The sequence below is a fragment of the Nocardioides glacieisoli genome (assembly GCF_004137245.1).
Taxonomy (GTDB): Bacteria; Actinomycetota; Actinomycetes; order Propionibacteriales; family Nocardioidaceae; genus Nocardioides; species Nocardioides glacieisoli.
In genome coordinates this window covers 579,735-599,371 of record NZ_SDWS01000002.1, presented here as the reverse complement: position 1 = coordinate 599,371, position 19,637 = coordinate 579,735, and the positions used below count along the sequence as shown (strand labels likewise).

Annotated in this window: 15 protein-coding genes; 8 read left to right on the top strand and 7 right to left on the bottom strand. The window is 71.2% G+C overall.

Going from position 1 to position 19,637, the window contains the following annotated elements; genetic code table 11:
- A complete protein-coding gene (locus tag EUA06_RS07065; protein ID WP_207208260.1) occupies positions 1-1,632 on the bottom strand; it encodes an alpha-amylase family protein in 1,632 nt (543 codons plus the stop codon).
- Positions 1,633-1,910: 278 nt separating this feature from the next.
- Between EUA06_RS07065 and EUA06_RS07060 the strand changes: the two genes are divergently transcribed.
- Positions 1,911-3,311, top strand: a complete 1,401-nt coding sequence (locus tag EUA06_RS07060) for a glycoside hydrolase family 32 protein (protein ID WP_207208238.1) — start codon at positions 1,911-1,913, stop codon at positions 3,309-3,311.
- Positions 3,312-3,373: 62 nt separating this feature from the next.
- On the opposite strand, the gene EUA06_RS07055 is transcribed toward EUA06_RS07060, so the two are convergent.
- Together EUA06_RS07055 and EUA06_RS07050 are read right to left on the bottom strand one after the other, a co-directional pair.
- Entirely contained in the window at positions 3,374-4,459 is a 1,086-nt protein-coding gene (locus tag EUA06_RS07055; protein WP_129474293.1) for an ABC transporter ATP-binding protein, read from the bottom strand.
- A 107-nt stretch (positions 4,460-4,566) separates the two neighbouring features.
- Complete coding sequence (locus EUA06_RS07050) at positions 4,567-5,574, bottom strand: LacI family DNA-binding transcriptional regulator (RefSeq protein WP_129474292.1); 1,008 nt, start codon at positions 5,572-5,574, stop codon at positions 4,567-4,569.
- 197 nt (positions 5,575-5,771) lie between these two features.
- Between EUA06_RS07050 and EUA06_RS07045 the strand changes: the two genes are divergently transcribed.
- From EUA06_RS07045 to EUA06_RS07025, 5 genes are all read left to right on the top strand, one after another.
- Positions 5,772-7,082, top strand: coding sequence for an ABC transporter substrate-binding protein (locus EUA06_RS07045; protein ID WP_165354292.1), 1,311 nt, complete (start codon positions 5,772-5,774; stop codon positions 7,080-7,082).
- Between the two features lie 86 nt (positions 7,083-7,168).
- Positions 7,169-8,161, top strand: a complete 993-nt coding sequence (locus tag EUA06_RS07040; protein ID WP_129474290.1) for a carbohydrate ABC transporter permease — start codon at positions 7,169-7,171, stop codon at positions 8,159-8,161.
- Positions 8,158-9,087, top strand: coding sequence for a carbohydrate ABC transporter permease (locus EUA06_RS07035; RefSeq protein ID WP_129474289.1), 930 nt, complete (start codon positions 8,158-8,160; stop codon positions 9,085-9,087). The genes EUA06_RS07040 and EUA06_RS07035 overlap by 4 nt, the downstream gene beginning before the upstream one ends.
- 67 nt (positions 9,088-9,154) lie before the next feature.
- Positions 9,155-11,272, top strand: a complete 2,118-nt coding sequence (locus EUA06_RS07030; RefSeq protein ID WP_129474288.1) for an alpha-galactosidase — start codon at positions 9,155-9,157, stop codon at positions 11,270-11,272.
- A gap of 5 nt (positions 11,273-11,277) precedes the next feature.
- Positions 11,278-12,999 (top strand): alpha-glucosidase, encoded by a 1,722-nt coding sequence (locus EUA06_RS07025; RefSeq protein WP_129474418.1) that lies wholly within the window; start codon positions 11,278-11,280, stop codon positions 12,997-12,999.
- Position 13,000: 1 nt separating this feature from the next.
- Here EUA06_RS07025 and EUA06_RS07020 read toward each other — a convergent pair whose 3' ends face one another.
- The 3 genes from EUA06_RS07020 to EUA06_RS07010 are packed head-to-tail and all read right to left on the bottom strand — an operon-like array spanning position 13,001 to position 16,504.
- The gene (locus EUA06_RS07020; protein WP_129474287.1) at positions 13,001-13,648 is read right to left on the bottom strand and encodes a DUF1707 SHOCT-like domain-containing protein; all 648 of its coding nucleotides are present in this window, start codon (positions 13,646-13,648) and stop codon (positions 13,001-13,003) included.
- A 45-nt stretch (positions 13,649-13,693) separates the two neighbouring features.
- Entirely contained in the window at positions 13,694-15,385 is a 1,692-nt protein-coding gene (locus EUA06_RS07015; RefSeq protein WP_129474286.1) for a CapA family protein, read from the bottom strand.
- 48 nt (positions 15,386-15,433) lie between these two features.
- Entirely contained in the window at positions 15,434-16,504 is a 1,071-nt protein-coding gene (locus EUA06_RS07010; protein WP_129474285.1) for a flavin-containing monooxygenase, read from the bottom strand.
- Between the two features lie 58 nt (positions 16,505-16,562).
- Here EUA06_RS07010 and EUA06_RS07005 point away from each other — a divergent pair, with 58 nt between their 5' ends.
- Complete coding sequence (locus EUA06_RS07005) at positions 16,563-17,324, top strand: isocitrate lyase/PEP mutase family protein (protein WP_129474284.1); 762 nt, start codon at positions 16,563-16,565, stop codon at positions 17,322-17,324.
- 61 nt (positions 17,325-17,385) lie between these two features.
- Here EUA06_RS07005 and EUA06_RS07000 read toward each other — a convergent pair whose 3' ends face one another.
- A complete protein-coding gene (locus tag EUA06_RS07000) occupies positions 17,386-19,053 on the bottom strand; it encodes a sulfatase-like hydrolase/transferase (protein WP_129474283.1) in 1,668 nt (555 codons plus the stop codon).
- Between the two features lie 177 nt (positions 19,054-19,230).
- Here EUA06_RS07000 and EUA06_RS06995 point away from each other — a divergent pair, with 177 nt between their 5' ends.
- The gene (locus tag EUA06_RS06995) at positions 19,231-19,632 is read left to right on the top strand and encodes a PLD nuclease N-terminal domain-containing protein (protein ID WP_165354291.1); all 402 of its coding nucleotides are present in this window, start codon (positions 19,231-19,233) and stop codon (positions 19,630-19,632) included.
- Positions 19,633-19,637 lie beyond the last annotated feature (5 nt).

Sequence of the window (19,637 nt, the reverse complement as noted above, 5' to 3'; positions counted from 1 at the left end):
CTACACGCCGCCGTCGTGGAGCCACACGGCGGCGTAGGGCTCCAGCGGGATCGCACCCTCGTGCAGCGAGGGGGCGGTCCCGCTGATCGCGTCCCGGAGCCCGTCGGTGTGCAGACCGAGCCAGTGCAGGACGTCGGCGTCGACCCACGCCTGTTCCCCCGTCACGTTGTGGGCAGCGAGCAGCGGCCCCGACGGGTGGCGTCGCACGACGAGCAGCACGCCGGGGTCGCGCGGGTCCCACACCTCGGTGGGCGAGGCGGCATGCAGGTGCGGCAGCGAGCGGCGTACGTCCAGCAGGTGCCGCAAGCCCGACGTGATGCCGCGGGGGTCCTGACCCTCGTCGACGACGGTCCACGGCATCCGGGGCCGGTGCACCCAGCGGTTGTCGCCCGCGTGGGCCGGGTCATCGGCCCAGGCGGGGTCGTTGAGGAGACCGAGCTCGTCGCCCATCCAGATCACGGGTAGCCCGCCGAAGGACAGGATCACTGCGTGCGCCAGCAGGATCCGTGCGACCGACTGGGGATCTCCCGCCTCGAGGCCCGCGAGCGACGCCAGCGAGCCGGAGATCCGACGGTCGCCGGTCTGCTCGTTCTGCTGGAAGACCAGCCCGCGCGCCCACGAGCCGGGGTAGGAGCCGGAGTACCAGTCGGAGAGGAACCGGCGGTGGGCCCACGGATCGATGCCGACGGCGTGGGCGTCCTCGTCGGCGATCGCCCACCCGATGTCGTCGTGGCAGCGGACGTACGTCGTCCACGCGGTGGTGGCTGGGGGCTGCGGCACCTGCTGGAGCGCGTGCGAGGCCAGCCGGACGTCGCCCGAGGCGAGCATCGACCAGATCTGCACCATCAGCCCGTTGTGGTAGGCGAGGTCGCTCACCTTGCCGGCGTGCTCGCCGACGCCGAGGTAGGCCGGCAGGTCGGCCGGACCCACGATCGCCTCGGCCTTGAAGAGCACCGACGGCGCCGCGATCCGGGCGACCGTTCGCAGTGCGCGGGTCAGCTCGTGCACCTCGGGCTCGTTCTGGCACGCCGTGCCGAGCCGCTTCCAGATGAACGCGATCGCGTCGAGCCGGAAGACCTCGACCCCGAGGTTCGCCAGGGTGAGGATGATGTCGGCGTACTCGCACAGCACCGAGGGGTTCGACCAGTTGACGTCCCACTGGTAGTCGTTGAAGGTCGTCCAGACCCAGCCCGCGAGCTCGTCGTCCCAGGTGAAGTTGCCGGGCGCGAAGTCGGGGAAGACCTCGGGGAGCGTCGCCTCGTAGGCATCCGGCCCCTCGCGGTCGGCGAAGGTGTGGAAGTAGTCGCGCTTCTCCGCGTCCCCCGCACGCGCCGCCACCGCCCACTCGTGCTCGCGAGCGACGTGGTTGAGCACGAGGTCGAGGCACAGGCTGATGCCCTCGCCGCGCAGCGTCGTCGCGAGGTCGCGCAGGTCGTCGATGTCCCCGAGGTCGGCACGCACGGAGCGGTAGTCGGCGACCGCGTAGCCGCCGTCGTTGGGCGCCGGTCGCGGGGTCAGGAGGGGCATGAGGTGGAGGTAGCCGACGCCGAGGTCGCGCAGGTAGGGCACCCGCTCCTCGACGCCACGCAGGGTGTCGGCGAAGCGGTCGGCGTACGCCGCGTAGCCGAGCATGCCGGGTCGCTGGAACCAGTCGGGCTCGGCCAGCCGCCGCTCGTCGAGCGCGCACAGGTCGTCGGGCCTGGCGGCGTGCGCGGCCCGGGCGATCGCGACCAGCCGGTCCGCGACCTCAGGTGCTGCGGCGGCGCCGTAGACCCGCTCGAGCGTGCGGACGAGGTCGGGCCCCCACTGCTCGAGCCTGCTCTCGAATCCGGGATCCGTCGGGGTCACGCGAGCAGTATGTCGGCCCGGACCCTGCCCGTCACGGGCCCAGCGCCCTACGCTGGCGCGTCGTGAGCACTGATCGGCCGAGCCGCCCGCGCGACCACTTCACACCGGGTCGCGGCTGGCTCAACGACCCCAACGGCCTGATGCACCACGACGGCGAGTGGCACCTGTTCTTCCAGCACTGGCCGGACGCGCTCGTGCACGGGCCGATGTCCTGGGGGCACGCGGTGAGCCGCGACCTGCTCGACTGGACCGAGCTCCCGGTCGCCCTGCCCGCGACGGAGGCCGAGCACATGTGGTCGGGCAGCGTCGTCCACGACGCCGCGAACACCTCGAACCTCGGCACCGAGGAGGCCGGTGCGCTCGTCGCGCTCTACACCAGCTTCGACCCGGTCGGGCTGGGCCAGGCCCAGTCGCTCGCCTGGAGCACCGACCGCGGTCGCACCTGGACGGCGTACGCCGGCAACCCGGTGCTCGACATCGGCTCGACCGCCTTCCGCGACCCGAAGGTGCTCCGCCACGGCGACGGCTGGCTGATGGTGCTGGTGCTCGCCGACGAGCGCACCGTCGAGGTCTACCGGTCCCCCGACCTCGTGCACTGGGAGCACGCGTCGAGCTTCGGCCCGGCGGGCTCTGTCGAGGGCGTCTGGGAGTGCCCCGACCTCGTCCGGGTGCCGATCGAGGGGACGGACACGACGGCCGTGGTGCTGCTCGTCAGCGTGCTCAGCGGCGCACCCGCGGGCGGGTCGGGCATGCAGTACTTCGTCGGAGAGCTGGACGGCGCCCGGTTCCGCCAGAAGCAGGACGCAGAGTGGCTGGACCACGGCGCCGACTTCTACGCCGCGGTGTCCTACTCCGACGCACCCGGCCCGGAGCCGGTCGTGCAGGGCTGGATGAGCAACTGGCAGTACGCCAACGACGTACCGGCCACCGACTTCCGGGGTTCGATGACGCTCGCACGCCGGCTGTCGCTGCGGCGCCGCGACGGCCGCCTCGTGCTGGTCCAGCGACCGGTGGTCCGCGACGGGGAGGTCGTGCACGCGGTGACCGACCTGGAGCTCGACGGCACCACGACGCTTCCCGTCGCCGCGACGTCCTTCCGGGTCACGGCCGAGGTCGAGACCGGGACGGCCCAGCGGTTCGGGCTGCACGTGCGCGTCGGTCCGGACGAGCGGACGACCGTCTGGGTCGACGCTGTCGCCGGCGCGGTGGTGCTGGACCGGACGCGGTCGGGGACCACCGACTTCCATCCGGGCTTCGCGGCCGTGCACACCGCACCGCTGCCGCCCGGCGACGGGCCGGTCCGCCTGGAGGTGGTGGTCGACCAGTCGTCGGTGGAGGTCTTCGTCGGCGACGGCGAGGTGGTCCTCACCGACCTGGTCTTCCCCGGTCCCGACAGCACGGGCATCGAGGTCTTCGCCGAGGGCGGCACCGCGGTCGTCCGACGTCTCGAGGTGCACGGCTGAGACGCGCGAAGGCCCCCGGAGCGTGGTGCTCCGGGGGCCTTCGCGCGTGCGGGTCGGACGGGTCAGTCGGAGAGGCGCTCGCCCGTCTCCGTGTCGAACGCGTGCACGTGCTGCGGGTCGGTCGTGACGTAGAGCGTCTCGCCCTTGGTCGGGTGGTGCCGGCCGGCGATGCGGACGATCACGTTGGAGGGAGTGCCCTCCACGTCGCAGGTGCCGTAGACGAAGCTGTCGGCGCCGAGCTCCTCGACGACCGTGACCGTCACGGGCAGGCCGCCGTCCTCGGCGTTGACCAGGCGCCAGTTCTCCGGGCGGACGCCGACGGTGACCTTGCCGGACATCTTCTTCTCGGCAGTGGGGTCGACCGGAACGGCGTAGCCGCCCACCTTGACCGTCCCGTCCTCGGCCGCCACGCCCTCGAGCAGGTTCATCTGCGGTGAGCCGATGAAGCCCGCGACGAAGAGGTTGGCGGGCTTGTCGTAGAGCTTGAGCGGGGTGTCGACCTGCTGGAGGATTCCCAGCTTCATGACTGCGACGCGGTCGCCCATCGTCATCGCCTCGACCTGGTCGTGGGTGACGTAGACGGTGGTGACGCCGAGGTCCTGCTGGAGCTTGGCGATGTCCGTGCGGGTCGCCACGCGCATCTTGGCGTCGAGGTTCGACAGCGGCTCGTCCATGCAGAACACCTGTGGGTTGCGGACGATCGCGCGGCCCATGGCGACGCGCTGGCGCTGGCCTCCGGAGAGGGCCTTCGGCTTGCGCTGGAGATACTCGGTGAGCTGGAGGATCTCGGCGGCCTTGGCCACCCGCTCCTTCTGCTCGGCCTTCGGCACCTTGGCCATCTTCAGCGAGAACGCCATGTTCTCCTCGACGGACATGTGCGGGTAGAGCGCGTAGTTCTGGAACACCATCGCGATGTCGCGGTCCTTGGGCGGGACGTTGGTGACGTCACGGTCCCCGATGAAGATCTTGCCGTCGTTGACCTCCTCCAGCCCCGCGAGCATGCGCAGGGTGGTGGACTTGCCGCACCCGGACGGGCCGACGAGCACCATGAACTCGCCATCCTTGATGTCGAGGCTGATGCCCGGTACTGCTGGTTCGTCGGCCCCGGGATACCACCGCTGGGCCTTCTCGAACGTGACTGTTGCCATGACTTTTCTCCTTCACCGGCAGGTACGTGCCGGACGATCCGTAGTGAAGTGACGCGCCTCACACTAGGGCGGGCCCATGGGAGTGGCAATGTCCGCCGCCGTTCGTCTCACCTGCGCACGGACCCGCCGTGCCGCACGGCCATGGGAACCGACACGACCCCGCCGCGGTCGTCAGGGTCGAGTAGACGACGTACGGCGAGGGCGCCGAGCTCGGCGAACGGCAGCTCCACGGAGGTGACGGCCGGGCGCAGCCAGTCGGCCAGCGACGACCCGTCGAACGAGACCACGCTCACGTCCTCGGGCACGCTCAGCCCGGCCTCGGCGAGTGCCTGGTAGGCGCCCATGGCGAGCCGGTCGTTCATGCAGATGAGGCCGGCCGCGCGACCACCGCCCGCAAGCCAGCGACGGGTGGCCTCGAAACCCTCGGGCACCGACCAGTCGCACGCGACATGGTGGGCGACCTCGATCCCCCGGGTGGCAAGCTCGGCCCGGATGCCGGCCATCCGTCGCGGCCCGGCCGTCGCCTCGAGGGTCGGGTCCTGCCCGACCACCACGACGTCCTGGACACCGGCGGCGAGCAGGACCGCGGCGGCAGCCCGCCCCCCGCCCTCGTCGTCCGGCACGACCGACGCGAGCCGCTCCGCCGGGGCCTCGCAGTTGAGCAGCACCGAGCGCACGCCCCTCAGGCCGAGGGGCAGCCGGACCGCGCGCGCGGTCCGGGTGGCATAGACCACTCCGTCGACATCGCGCTCGAGCATCTCCTCGATCAGCAGTCGCTCGAGGTCGGGGTCGCCGCCGCTCTCGCCCATCACCACGAGGTGGTCCAGCTCGCGCGCCGCGAGGCTGGCACCGGTCAGCATGCTGCTGCCGTACTGCTCGCCGGCGATCTGGTCGGAGATCAGTCCCACGGTCGCCGTGCGCTGGGTGCGGAGGCTGCGGGCACTGCGGTTGGGGCGGTAGCCGAGGTCAGCGACGGCCGCCTGGACCTTGGCGACGGTGCTCGAGGAGATCCGCATCTCGTCGGCCCGGCCGTTGAGGATGTACGACGCGGTGGTGCGGGAGACGCCCGCACTCGTCGCGACGTCGCGCAGCGTGGCGCTTCGACGACGCGTCATCTCACCTCCGTGGGCTGGAGAAATGTGGGGGGTTCACCTGTGGACTCCCCGTGTTACCGAACTGGGCCTTGACACCTCTTCGAGGAGACAGCATTCTGCTGACACGATTCAGCATGTGGTGTCTATCACATCGCCGAGTCCCGTCACCAGTACCGGCCGGCCCTCCGCTCGGTGCGCCAACGAAAGGGATTTCCCCCATGCTCCAGCGTCGAACCCGGCGAAAGATGGCGGCCACGGCGGTCGCCGGCGCCCTTGCCCTGACCGCTGCCGCCTGTGGCGGCGACGACGGCGGCTCCGGAGATGACGGCGGCCCCGTCACCATCTGGATGAGCCTCGACCAGTCCGTCGTCGACGGCATCGACAAGCAGATGCAGATCGCCGCCGAGGAAGCCGGCATCGAGGTCAACATCGAGCGCGTCGACGGCATCGACAAGCTCATCAAGACCAAGATCCAGGCCGGCGACACCCCCGACATCGCCCTCCTCCCGCAGCCCGGCGTCGTGGCCTCGGTCGTGGAGCTCGGCGCGGCCTTCCCCCTCGACGACGTGCTCGACACCGACGCGCTCGAGAGCTCGATGGTCGCCGGCGCGCTCGACGCGGGCATGGTCGACGACCAGCTCTACGGCCTGCTGACGTCGATGAACGTCAAGTCGCTGATCTTCTACCCGAAGAAGGCCTTCGAGGAGGCCGGCTACCCGCAGCCCGAGAGCCTCGACGAGCTGACCGAGCTCGCCGACCAGATCAAGTCCGACGGTGGCACGCCCTGGTGCCTGACCATGGAGTCCGGTGACGCCACCGGCTGGGTCGCCACCGACTGGATGGAGGACCTCGTCATGCGCTACGGCGGGGCCGACGCCTACAACGACTGGGTCTCCCACGACCTGCCGTTCACCGACCCGGTGGTCAAGGAGGCGGCGGCGTACTTCGAGAACGTCGCGCTGACCGAGGGCAACGTGCTGGGTGGCCAGCAGGCCATCACCGCGACCCCGTTCACCGAGGCCGCACGGCCGATGTTCGACGAGGGCGAGCCGGGCTGCTGGCTGCTCAAGCAGGGCTCCTTCTTCGTCGGTCCGGACTTCCTCCCCGAGGACGTCTTCGCCAACCTCGACGAGGAGCTCGGCGTCATGGGCTTCCCGCCCGCCGAGGCCGGCGGTGAGAACCCCGTGCTCGGTGGCGGTGACCTGGCCGTCCTGATGAGCGAGTCCGAGGACGCCAAGACCGCGATGAACCTGTTGGCCACGGCCGACATCGGCAAGGACGCCGCACCGGTGTCGTCGTTCATCTCGCCGTTCAAGGACTTCGACGCCTCGCTCTACCCGAGCGAGACGACGAGGACGATCGCGAACGTCGCCTACGACTCCACCGCGTTCCTCTTCGACGGTTCGGACTCGATGCCCGCCGAGGTGGGCGCCGGATCGTTCTGGAAGGAGATGACCGCGTGGCTCAACGGTGACACGGACATCGACACCGCCCTGCAGAACATCGACGACAGCTGGCCGTCGAGCTGATCGACCCGCACGACCCCCCGCCTGCGGGGCTCGCGTGACGCGAGCCCCGCAGGCTCCCCGGCTTCCTGCAGGAAGGTTGTCCCCGCATGCTCGAGAAGACACTGACGGCCCTCATCACCGTCCTGGCCGGCATCGGCGCCGCGCTCATCCTCTACTGGGTGCTCAACAAGATCTCCGAGCTGCTGCCGGAGAAGTACGAGGAACGGCTCAAGCCCTGGTTCTACATCCTGCCGGCCTACGCGGCGATCGCGATCTTCGTGATCTACCCCGCCGTGCAGACGTTCATCTACAGCTTCAAGACGAAGGTCGGCTTCCCGGCCGAGACCTGGACGGGCATCGACAACTACACGACGCTCCTGTCCAGCGACGCGTTCCGGCAGACCCTGCTCAACACGTTCCTGTGGATCCTCTTCGTCCCCGTCACGGTCGTCGTGCTCGGCCTGCTGGTGGCGCTGCTCGCCGACCGGCTCGCCACCCGCGGTGAGAACGCGGTCAAGACGCTCATCTTCATGCCGATGGCCATCTCGATGGTCGGCGCGGCCACCGTCTGGGGACTGGTGTACGACTACCGCCCGCCGGGTCGGCCGCAGGTCGGCCTCCTCAACGGGATCGTCGACGCCTTGGGCGGCGACCCGATCGCCTGGCTGCAGGAGAACACGCTCCACTTCAACAGCTTCCTGCTGATGGTGATGCTGCTCTGGATGAACGTCGGCTTCGCGATGGTGCTGCTGTCGGCAGCCGTGAAGGGCGTGCCGACCGAGACCCTCGAGGCCGCCCGCATCGACGGCGCCGGCGAGCGACAGGTCTACCTCCGCGTCGTGCTGCCGCAGATCAAGGGCTCGATCATCACGGTCTTCATCACCGTGCTGATCGGCGTGATGAAGGTCTTCGACATCGTCTTCGTGATGACCAACGGAAACTTCAACACCAACATCGTCGGCAACGAGTTCTACCTGCAGTTCTTCAACAACAACAACCAGGGCGCGGCGGCCGCCATCGCGGTCATGCTCATGCTCGCGGTGATCCCGATCATGATCTACCAGGTCCGCACCTTCCGGGCCGAGGAGGCAGGACGATGACGACCTCAGCCACCCCGCCGGTCGCCGAGGCGGCACCCGAGACCACGGCAGCACCCAAGCGCCCCGACAGCAAGGAGGGCGGGGCCGGCGGCAACGCCGGCTGGTTCACCTACCTCGCCCTCGGGCTGGTCGTCCTGATGTGGGTGCTCCCCACGCTGGGCATCCTGCTCACCTCGTTCCGGTCTCGCGATGATGCGGCGTCAGGCGGGTGGTGGGAGCTCTTCCTGAAGCCGTCCGGCTTCGGCGACATGACCTTCGAGAACTACCAGCGGGCGATCCAGGACACCAACCTCGGCGAGGGCTTCATCAACAGCCTGGCCATCGCCCTGCCGGCGACGTTCATCCCGATCCTGGTCGCCGCCTTCGCGGCGTACGCCTTCACCTTCATGAAGTTCCCGGGTCGCGACGTCCTGTTCGTGATCATCGTGGGGATGCTGGTCGTGCCGAACTTCGTCTCCTTCGTCCCGATGCTCAGGATCTACCGCGACCTCGGGATGGGCGGCACGTTCCCGGCGGTGTGGCTCTTCCACGTGGGCTTCGGCATGTCGCTGGCGATCTTCATGATCCGCAACTACATGGCGACCCTGCCCGTCACCATCATCGAGTCCGCCAAGATCGACGGCGCCAGCCACTTCCAGACGTTCTTCCGGCTGGTGCTCCCGATGTCCGTGCCGGTGCTGGCGTCGTTCGCGATCTTCCAGTTCCTCTGGGTCTGGAACGACCTGCTCGTGGCCCTGGTGTTCCTCGGTCCCGGAGAGAACGCGCCGATGACGGTCTCCATCTCGCAGCTGCTCGGACAGCAGGGGCAGAACCAGGAGCTCGTCACCGCATCCGGCATGTTCTCGATGATCGTGCCGATCATCGTGTTCCTGTCGCTGCAACGGTTCTTCGTCCGCGGTCTGACCGCCGGCGCCGTCAAGGGCTGACGACGACGTACGCTGCCCGGCGCCCGACGCCGGGCGGCGTACGCATGAACTGACTCGGAAGGTGGACATGCTCTTCCCTGCCCGCAGCCTCGACGGCTCGCCCCAGCTGACCCTCGAGCTCGACACGAGGGGCGACCTCCTCCCGCGGATCCTGTGGGCGGGCGTCGCGACGTCCGTGACGGCCGCTCCGGGCGGCTACCCGTCGACGTTCCGCGGTCCCGGCGTGCCGCTGCTCGGCGAGCACGCCCACGAGCTCTTCACCCGGCCACACCTCATCGGACACCGCGACGGCGCGCCCGGGTCGGACGCGGCGTGGTCGACCCGCTTCGTCGTGTCCGACACCGACGCCTCCGACGAGCGGCTCGTCGTGCGGGCGAGCGACGCCGCGGCCGGCCTCGAGCTGGTCGCCGAGCTCGAGGCGCTCCCCGGCGGGCTGCTGCGCGCCCGGCACACGATCACCAGCACCGGCGAGGGGAGCTACCACCTCGCCGCGCTCGACGTCGTCCTCCCGGCGGCCGACGACCTCGTCGAGGTGCTGGACTTCACCGGCCGGCACGAGGGCGAGCGCACCCCGCAGCGACACCTCGCCACCGACGGCCTCTGGGTGCGCGAGGGTCGCGAGGGACGCCCCGGTCTGGGCGGGGCGACGCTCGCCGTCATCGGGACGGCCGGCTTCGACACCCGCACGGGCACGGTCCTCGGTGTGCACGTGGCCTGGAGCGGCAACTGCTCCTACCGCGTCGAGCGCTCCCCCGACCTCGGCGCGACCATCGGCGGCGGCGAGCTCCTGCAGCCGGGCGAGGTGGTGCTCGAGCAGGGCGACGCCTACACCAGCCCCTGGGTGGTCCTCGGCGCGTCCGAGGAGGGACTCGACGGCCTGGCGGCGGCCTTCCACACCTACGAGCGCTCGTGGCCGGGGCACCCGGTGCACCAGCCGGTGGTGCTCAACGTCTGGGAGGCCGTCTGGTTCGACCACGACCTCCCCCGCCTGCGGGAGATCGCCGATCGCGCGGCCCGGGTGGGCATCGAGCGGTTCGTGCTGGACGACGGCTGGTTCCACGGCCGGCGCGACGACACCGCCGGGCTCGGCGACTGGTGGGTCGACCACGACGTGTGGCCGGAGGGACTGACGCCGATCGCGGAGCACGTGCGCTCCCTCGGCATGCAGTTCGGGCTGTGGTTCGAGCCGGAGATGGTGAACCCCGACTCCGAGCTCTACCGCGCCCACCCCGACTGGATCCTCGCGACCGGTGCGCGCGTGCCGCAGCTGCACCGCAGCCAGCTGGTCCTCGACCTGTCACGCCCCGAGGTGTGGCAGCACGTCCACGACCACGTCCACCAGGTGCTGTCCTCGGCGCCCGTCGACTACGTGAAGTGGGACCACAACCGCGAGCTGCTCGACGCCGGCTCGGCCGTACGCGGTGGGGCGGCCGCCGTGCACGAACAGACCCACGCCTTCTACCGGATGCTCGACTCGCTCCGCGACCTGCACCCCGACATCGACTGGGAGTCCTGCGCCTCCGGCGGCGGCCGGATCGACCTCGGCGTGCTCGAGCGGACCCAGCGGGTGTGGACGTCCGACATGACCGACGCCCTGGCCCGCCAGCACATCCAGCGGTGGACCGCCCAGCTCGTCGCGCCGGAGTACCTCGGCGCCCACGTCAGCTCGCCCGTCGCGCACCAGACCGGCCGCACCCTGCCGCTCGACTTCCGCGCCGCTACGGCGATGTTCGGCGCGTTCGGCGTCGAGTGGGACCTCAGCACGGCGTCGGACGACGAGCTCGACGCGCTGGCGGAGTGGGTGGCGCTGCACAAGCAGTTCCGACCCCTGCTGCACTCCGGCCGGCTGGTCCGGCCGGAGTCCTCGGACCCGGCCGTGCTGCTCCACGGGGTGGTCTCGGCCGCCGGCGACCAGGCCCTGCTGGCGCACGTCCAGCTCGACGAGTCGGCGAGCAACCGCGGCACGGTGGTGCGGGTTCCCCGCCTCGCCGGCGAGGCGACGTACGCCCTGCGCTGGGTGGGTCCCGTCGAGCGCCAGGCGGTGAGCCGCTCCGTCGAGCTCCCGCAAGGCGGACCCACTGAGGGCGTCGAGGTCCCGGGTGCGGTGCTCGCGTCGCGCGGCTACTGGATCCCGCGCCGACGTCCGGAGACAGTCACACTGGTGCACATCGAGAGGGTCGGGTGACGACGATGGCGATCAAGGACAGCTCCGAGGACTGGTGGCGCACCGCGGTGGTCTACCAGGTCTACCCGCGCAGCTTCGCGGACTCCGACGGTGACGGCATCGGCGACCTGCGCGGGCTGATCGGCCGGCTCGACCACCTCGCGCTGCTCGGCGTGGACGTCGTGTGGCTGTCGCCGGTCTACCGCTCGCCGCAGGACGACAACGGCTACGACATCAGCGACTACCAGGACATCGACCCGACGTTCGGCACGCTGGACGACGTCGACGACCTCGTGGCGGCCCTGCACGAGCGCGGGATGCGCCTGATGATGGACCTCGTCGTCAACCACACCAGCGACGAGCACGCGTGGTTCGTGGAGTCGCGGTCGTCGACCGACAACCCGAAGCGCGACTGGTACTGGTGGCGACCGCCGCGCGACGGGATGGCCGGTGGCACGCCAGGCGCCGAGCCCAACAACTGGGAGAGCGCCTTCTCGGGGTCGGTCTGGGAGTACGACGAGGCGAGCGGCGAGTACTTCCTGCACGTCTTCTCCCGCAAGCAGCCCGACCTCAACTGGGAGAACCCGGAGGTCCGCGAGGCGGTCTACTCGATGATGCGGTGGTGGCTCGACCGCGGGGTCGACGGATTCCGGATGGACGTCATCAACCTCATCTCCAAGGACCCGGCACTGCCCGACGGGATCGTCCACTCGGGCACCTTCGGTGACAGCTCGCCCTACCTCATCAACGGTCCGCGCATCCACGAGTTCCTCGCCGAGCTCAACCGCGAGGTCCTCCGGGGACGCGAGCGCAAGGTCCTCACGGTCGGCGAGATGCCCGGCACGACCGTCGAGCAGGCGCGACTGTTCACCGACCCCGACCGCCACGAGCTCGACATGGTCTTCACCTTCGAGCACGTCGGCGTCGACCACGCGCAGACCAAGTGGGACCTGGTCCCGCTGCAGCTCACCGCGCTCAAGACCGTCCTCGGGCGCTGGCAGGCGGGGCTCGCCGACGTCGGCTGGAACTCGCTCTACTGGAACAACCACGACCAGCCGCGTGCGGTCTCCCGCTTCGGCGACGACGGCCCCTGGCGGGTGCGCTCGGCGAAGCTGCTCGGCACCGTGCTGCACCTGCACCGGGGCACGCCGTACGTCTACCAGGGCGAGGAGCTCGGGATGACGAACCATCCCTTCGGTGGCATCGACGAGCTCCGCGACATCGAGTCGCTCAACCACTACGCCCAGGCCGTGGGGCTCGGCGCCGACCCGGAGCACGTGATGACGTCGCTGCGCTCGCGCGGCCGCGACAACGCCAGGACGCCGGTGCAGTGGGACGACTCGGCGCACGCCGGCTTCACGACGGGCGAGCCGTGGCTGCCGGTGAACCCGAACCACGACGAGGTCAACGCTGCGGCGGTGATCGCCGACGAGCACTCGGTCTTCCACCACTACCGCCGGCTGATCGAGCTCCGCCACACCGTGCCGGCCGTGGCCCACGGCGACTTCACGATGCTGCTGCCCGACGACGAGGTGGTCTACGCCTTCACGCGCTCGCTCGACGACGTCGAGCTGCTGGTCGTCGCCAACTTCTCCGGCGACCCGGTGCAGGTCGAACGGGACGCTGCGCTCGACCTCGACTGGGCCGACGCGGAGGTGCTGCTCGACAACGTCGAGCCCGGCGCCGGGGCCTTCACCGGACGGCTCGAGCCGTGGCAGGCGCTGGTGCTGCGGCGTACGAAGGGATGAGTCAGTAAGAGCCGAGGAACTTCTTCGGCGTGCCCGGGGCCGGTTGGCGCTGGACGTTGACCGAGCCCATGAGGGCCATCCCGCGGATCCGCACGGTCGGCGAGTCGGGGCCGACCTCGGCGGGCGTCTTGTCCTTCTGCTGGGCGAACTCACCCATGATCGGCGTCCCGTCCACGATCACGTGCATGTGCGCCGGGACGATGATCTTGACCTCGCCCATGATCGTGCTGGCGTTGATCTGGGTGTGGTGCGAGGAGAGCTGGGCCTCGCGCAGGTCGATCACCACGGAGCCCATCAGGGCGAAGGCGCTGTGGTTCTCCGGGACCGACCAGACGCCCTGGCGCTTGCACTCGCCCATGATCGCCGTGGACGAGGCGTGCCCGACCGCGGGCACCCCGGCGGGCGTACGACGGACGGGCGCGGCGGTCGGCGGCGTGACCGGACCGGTCGACTGGAGGTCGAGGGTGATCGGCACGAGCTCGCCGTAGGTCTTGGCGGCGAAGGTCAGCTCGAGGCGCTCCTCGAGCTCGTCGAGGTCGAGGCGGCCATCACCCGCGGCGTCGCGCAGCACGTCGGCGACGCGCTGGCGGTCCGCGTCGGAGATGCGCATCTGCGACGGGTCGTGCGGACGGTTCTCGATCTCCCCCATGCGGTCAGGATAGCGAGCACCGGCCCCGCCCACACGTGACGGCCGTCAGGGTCCCCGGAGCGCGGCCACGTGCTGGTAGTCCTTCGACGACGACCAGTAGCCGCCCCACTCCCAGCCGATGCGCGCGAACTCCCGGACCAGCAGGTCGTCCTGGCGGATCACGCCCAGCGGCACCGGCGCCGAGCGCCCGCGATCGATGAAGGCGTAGCGGCGGCCGGCCGGCGGGTCGATCGAGCCGGGCCGGACGTAGGGGTTCTGCACGGGGTTGACGTCGATGGCCGCACCGCGGGCGTGGTCCGACCAGTTCGTCTGCCCGGCGACGCGGCGGCAGTTGTAGCCGGACGTGTTGTTGTCGGCCATGGACGCGTCGTCGTCGCCGCCGTAGTGGTCGACCAGACGCATCCGCGCGATCGGGTAGCCGACGTCGTACAACCGGCCGAAGACGGCAGTGACGTCGCGGGCGAAGCGCCGGTGCACCACCATCTCGCCGGTGCGGGCCAGGCCGCCGAAGCCGCGGTAGGTCATGGTGAGGTGGCGCAGGTCTGCCAGCGGGACGGGGCAGCCGGGCCGGTGGCTGCTCCCCCGCATCCGCTCCGCGAGTGCCGCGTCGATGGGCGCGATGGTCGACTCGTAGGCCGGGTCGTCGGTCTGGGCCTCGCCACGCTCCGCCCCGAGGCCGGCGCAGCGGCCACCGGCCCGCCAGTCGCGGACCGCGGACGCACGGGCGTTGCCCGCCACCGGCAGCGGGCGTCCGTCGGCCGCGATCCGCGCCGGGGTCCAGGTCTCCTCGACCACGCCGTCCGCGTCGAGGCGCAGGGTCAGGACGCCGGTGTCGGGCTGCCGGGAGTGGTACCAGACGAAGTTGCCGAGCCCGTAGGACACGTAGGTGTCGCCGGACCAGCCGGCGCCGCCGAGCACGTGCGAGTGGCTGCCGACCACGACGTCGGCACCGGCGTCGGCGAGCTCGCGGCCGAGCACGCGCTGGCTCTGGGTGGGACACGCCTCGTTCTCACGGCCCCAGTGCAGGTAGACCACGACCAGGTCCTGCTCGGCAGCCGCGGACTCGACGGCGTCGAGCAGCCCGTCCGTCCGGCTGCCGCGCGCCGCCGCGATCCCCGCGTTGCCCGGAGCGGCAGACCACACCCCGCTCGCACCCTCGCGCTGCACGGTGTCGGCAGCCAGGAACGCCACGTCGAGGCCGTCCACCCGCTCCACGTGCGGGGCGAACGCCTCCGCCGCGTCCCGTCCGGCACCGACCACCGCGACCCGGTTGCGACGGGCCGCCCGGATCGTGTCGGCCAGCCCGACCTGCCCGTAGTCCCCGGCATGGTTGTTGGCAACCGTGACCACGTCCACGCCGGCCTCGGCGAGCGCACCCAGCGCGCGCGGCGGCGTGCGGAAGTAGTAGCGGTCGGAGGCGAACTCGAGCTCCTTGGGGTCCTGGCGTCCACGCACGGTGACCGGGGTCTCGAGGTTGACCATCGCGACGTCCGCGGCCCGGAGGGTACGGGCGATCGGGCCGAGGCCCCGCCGCAGCAGCGCGCCGACGTGGGTCTCGAAGTGGACGTCGCCGGCGAAGGCGAGGGTGACCTCGCCGCTCGGAGGTGTTGCGACCGCCTCGTCGACCGCCGGGGTCGGTTCACGGTCGCGGGTGCGCGTGTCCGCGGGGGTGCTCGCGGTGCAGGCGCTCAGGGCGAGCGCCGCCACCGTCGCACCGCACCAGGTCTGCGCCCTCATCCCACGAGTGTGCCCGGGTGGTGGTAGAAGGTTCGTCCAACGTTGGTGTCAGGCGGCTACGGCCGCGAGGTGGCGGGACACCGCCAGCGCCGCCTGTCGGCCGGCGCGCGAGGCGCCGATCGTGCTGGCCGACGGACCGTAGCCGACGAGCTGCACGCGCGGGTCGACCACCGACGTCGTCGCTCCCTGCACGTTGCCGCGCACCGGCACCAGCGCGATGCCGCCCTCCGGGGTGCGCAGGCCGAGCGGCGCGAGGTGGTCGACGGCGGGCCGGAAGCCGGTCGCCCACAGGATCGCGTCGACGGGCTCGAAGCGGCCGCCCGACGCGTCGGACCAACGCACCCCGTCGGGCTCGATCCGCTCGAACATCGGCAGCCGCTCGTAGGCGCCGAGGAGGGCCGCCTCCTGCTCCTGCGGGCGGAGCCCCAGCCCGGTGACGCTGACGACGCTCGCCGGCGGCAGCCCACGGCGTACGCGATCCTCGACCGCGGTCACCGCCGCGAGCCCGGCGGCCGCGTCGAAGTCGTCACGCCAGACCGGCGGCCTGCGCGTCACCCACAGGGTGTCGGCGACCGGAGCGATCTCGCCGAGGAACTGCACGGCCGACGCACCCCCGCCGACGACCAGCACCCGCCGGCCGCGGAAGTGCTCGGCGCCGGGGTAGTGCGCCGTGTGCACCTGCTCCCCCGAGAAGGACGCGATGCCCGGGTAGTAGGGCACGAACGGCCGCGTCCAGGTGCCGGTGGCGTTGACGAGGGTCCGCGTCCGCCAGGTGTGCTCACCAGCCCGGACCACGAGGAGGTCGCCCTCGCTGTCCACGCGCTCGACGCGCACCGGGCGCACGACCGGGAGGCCCTGGTCGCGCTCGTAGTCGCCGAAGTAGTCCGGCACGACGAGGTTGGCCGCACGCCGCGAGCCGGCCGGTGCCGCGGACCCGGGCAGGTCGGCCACGCCGTGCACGTCGTCCATCCTCAGCGAGGACCAGCGGTGCTGCCACGCACCGCCGGGCTCGGGGTTCGCGTCGAGCACCAGGTGGTCGATGCGGCGCTGGCGCAGGAAGTACGACGCCGCCAGGCCGGCCTGCCCGGCGCCGATCACCAGGGAGTCGAGAGCTTGCACGGAGGGAGAACGCCGAGGGGGTCGCGGCTATGCCCACGCCCGTGGCAGCCTCGGGTGCATGGACATCTCCGCCAAGGCCACGCGCCTCCTCGAGCTCCACCACACCGGCACCACGCTGGTCCTCCCCAACGTCTGGGACGCCTGGTCGGCCCGCGCCGTCGCCGACGCCGGCTTCGGGGCCCTCAGCATCGGCAGCCACCCGCTCGCCGACTCGCGCGGGCAGGGCGACAACGAGGACATGTCGCTCGACGACGCCCTCGATGGCGTACGCCGGATCTGCTCGGCCGTGCCCGACGTGCCCGTCACCGCGGACATGGAGGCCGGCTACGGCGCCACGCCCGCCGAGCTCATCGAGCGCCTGCTCGAGGCCGGAGCCGTCGGCCTCAACATCGAGGACACCGTGCACTCCGAGGGCGGTCGCCTCCGCTCGGTCGCCGAGCACGCCGACTACATCGGTGGCCTGCGGCAGGCCGCCGACGCCGCCGGTGTGGACGTGGTCGTCAACGCCCGCACCGACGCCTTCATCAAGAAGGACCAGTTCGAGGACCCGGCCGCCGAGGCGATCACCCGCCTGCTCGCGTGCGAGGAGGCCGGCGCCCGCTGCACCTATCCCGTGGGCGCTCCGGACGCCGAGACCCTCCAGCGCCTGCTCGACGCGCTGGCCGGACCGGTCAACGTGATCGCCAACCCGCGCAAGGGCTCGGCTGCCGGGTCGCTGGAGGACCTGCAGACGATGGGTGTGCACCGGGTGACCTTCGGTCCGCTCCTCCAGAAGGAGCTCGCGCCGGATCTTGCTGCGCTCGTCGCCCCCTGGAAGTAGTCACCGTGCGGCGCCTGCGGTGCGCCAGCCGCACCGCAGGCACCGCACAGTGTGGCTCGACCTAGCGCGCCGCCGCCCGGCACACGTCGGGCTGGCAGCCGTCCCACAGCTCGAGGCGCCGCATGAGGTCGCGCGCCCAGGGCTGGGTGTGGTCGGTGGCGAACACGTTCACGTCCTCCCACGGCTGGTCGTAGCGGTAGAGCTCCCACGCGTGGTCGGTTCGCTCCCAGTCCGGGTCGAGGTCGAAGCGGACCAGCAGGCCCTCCGCGCCGCGCACGGCGACGAACGACGGGATGATGTCGATCGTCCCGCCCGAGCCCTGGTCGGAGTCCACCTCGCCCGGCACGGACTTGGCGAAGGTGTGCTCGTAGAAGGCGTACCTCGCACCCGGCGCACCCGGCCGCCACAGCGTGTCGGCGAACGAGCGCCCGTCGCGGAACCGCTCGGGCCGCCGACCCGCCAGCTCCTCGAAGGTCGGAGCGAGGTCGATGTTGTTCACGTGCTGGGCCCGCTCGCCGGGCACCACGCCCGGCCCGACGACCACGAGCGGGACCCGCGCGTCCGAGTCGTACGGCGTCCCCTTCCCGCCGTTGAGCTGGTGCTGGCCGAGGTGGAACCCGTTGTCCGCGGTGAGGACGACGTAGGTGTCCGGCCCGACCGCCGCGCGGATCTCGGTGAGCATCCGATCGATGGACTGCACCATGCGGGCGCGGTCGCGGTAGCGGGTGAGCGCCTGGTCCGCGGTGAGGCTCACCTCGTTGGTGCGCCACGCCGGTGCCGGCTCGACGGTGCCGTCCTCGCGCAGGTAGGTGGGGGCGTTGTCGTCCCGCGGGTCGTTCCACCCGGCGAGGTCGGCCAGGGTGAGGTCGCCGCAGGCCGTCGTGCCGCAGTTGCCTCCGGTGGGGCTGGCGTCCGGAGCGCGGTCGACGTACGCCGGCGGGAACTGCGGGCTGTCCGGGTAGGCCTTCTGCAGCTGTGAGTGCGGGCCGTAGGTCGCGACCTCGAGGAAGTACGGCTCGCCCGAGGCCTCCTGGTCCTGGATGAAGTCCAGGGCCTTGTCGCGGGTGACGGTCTGCATGTAGGACCGGTCGATCACCTCGAGCGGCGAGGTGCGCGGCGGCTTGGGGTGGTTCTGGAGCTGCGGGTCGCCGTCCTCGTCGAGGTAGACGCTCTTGTAGCCCCAACCGTTGTAGCCGCCACCGAGGATCGGGTTCCAGACGTCCCAGCCCGGCACCCTCTCCGGCGCGGCGGTGGTGCCGTCGACGGTGCGCGCCTCGTAGCCGTTCATGAACTTCCCGACGAAGCCGGTGGTGTAGCCGGCGTCCTGCAGGGCCAGGGAGAACTGCCGGTCCTGGTTGCCGTACGTCGTGAACGCGTCGTAGCCGCCGATCGGGATGTCGGGGTCGTTGGGCGTGTTGGTCAGCACGCCCGTGTGGTGCGGCGCCTGACCGGTGAGGATCGACGCGCGGGAGGGGCAGCAGAGGGAGTCGATGACGAAGGCGTTGGCGTAGGACGCCCCGTCCGCCTTCATCCGCTGCGCCTCCGGCATGGTCGCCAGGAGCTCGAGGGAGAAGTCGTCCATCAGGACGAGGACGATGTTGGGCTGTCCGGCACCTGCCGGTGTGGCCTGCCGGGAGGCAGAGGCAGCGACGTTCCCGGGCAGGATCGCGGTCGCCGCGAGGATCGTGGTCCCGAGCGCCACGAGCGATCGCGTGAGAGGTGCGCGCATCAATCACTCCTTGTGTAGTGGGTTACTAGAGTTTTACGTCGCGATCACGACCGCCGCAACTCGCGCCGCGCACGGGCGGAAACCTCTACCTGTCACCCCGCAGCGGCGCTAATCTCGGCGCACGCCGGGGCGTCCCGACGTCCGGGGCCCCGGCCGGGCCGACCTGCGGGGGTCCACGTGCTGCGGTTGCTGTTCTTCCTCGTCCCACTCGTCCTGTGCGTCTTCTGCCTCGTGCAGGCGATCTCCAGCAGGGACGACGAGATCCGTCACCTGAAGAAGACGTGGTGGATCCTGCTGATCCTCTTCTTCCCGTTCGTCGGTTCGATCGCGTGGCTCGTCGCCGGGCGTCCCCAGACGGTGCAGCGACGCCAAGGGCCGCACGAGCGGAGCGCGAGCGCGTTCCCTGAGTACGACCGCCCCGGCCGGTTCGCCGCGACGGACCCCCGGGCGGACGAGGAGTTCCTCAGGAAGGTGCGCGAGCGCGCCGAGGAGCAGCGCCGCAAGCATCGCGAGCAGCAGGAGCGCGAGGCCCGCGGGAGCGACGAGGCCGGGCCGGCACCCGAGGAGCCGACCGCCTGAGCGAC

Excerpts from the sequence above, each read along its gene's own strand:
- EUA06_RS07065 (WP_207208260.1), bottom strand. The coding sequence starts at position 1,632 with ATGCTCGGCTACGCGGCGTACGCCGACCGCTTCGCCGACACCCTGCGT.
- EUA06_RS07055 (WP_129474293.1), bottom strand. The coding sequence starts at position 4,459 with ATGGCAACAGTCACGTTCGAGAAGGCCCAGCGGTGGTATCCCGGGGCC.
- EUA06_RS07050 (WP_129474292.1), bottom strand. The coding sequence starts at position 5,574 with ATGACGCGTCGTCGAAGCGCCACGCTGCGCGACGTCGCGACGAGTGCG.
- EUA06_RS07045 (WP_165354292.1), top strand. The coding sequence starts at position 5,772 with ATGCTCCAGCGTCGAACCCGGCGAAAGATGGCGGCCACGGCGGTCGCC.
- EUA06_RS07040 (WP_129474290.1), top strand. The coding sequence starts at position 7,169 with ATGCTCGAGAAGACACTGACGGCCCTCATCACCGTCCTGGCCGGCATC.
- EUA06_RS07035 (WP_129474289.1), top strand. The coding sequence starts at position 8,158 with ATGACGACCTCAGCCACCCCGCCGGTCGCCGAGGCGGCACCCGAGACC.
- EUA06_RS07030 (WP_129474288.1), top strand. The coding sequence starts at position 9,155 with ATGCTCTTCCCTGCCCGCAGCCTCGACGGCTCGCCCCAGCTGACCCTC.
- EUA06_RS07025 (WP_129474418.1), top strand. The coding sequence starts at position 11,278 with ATGGCGATCAAGGACAGCTCCGAGGACTGGTGGCGCACCGCGGTGGTC.
- EUA06_RS07020 (WP_129474287.1), bottom strand. The coding sequence starts at position 13,648 with ATGGGGGAGATCGAGAACCGTCCGCACGACCCGTCGCAGATGCGCATC.
- EUA06_RS07015 (WP_129474286.1), bottom strand. The coding sequence starts at position 15,385 with ATGAGGGCGCAGACCTGGTGCGGTGCGACGGTGGCGGCGCTCGCCCTG.
- EUA06_RS07005 (WP_129474284.1), top strand. The coding sequence starts at position 16,563 with ATGGACATCTCCGCCAAGGCCACGCGCCTCCTCGAGCTCCACCACACC.
- EUA06_RS07000 (WP_129474283.1), bottom strand. The coding sequence starts at position 19,053 with ATGCGCGCACCTCTCACGCGATCGCTCGTGGCGCTCGGGACCACGATC.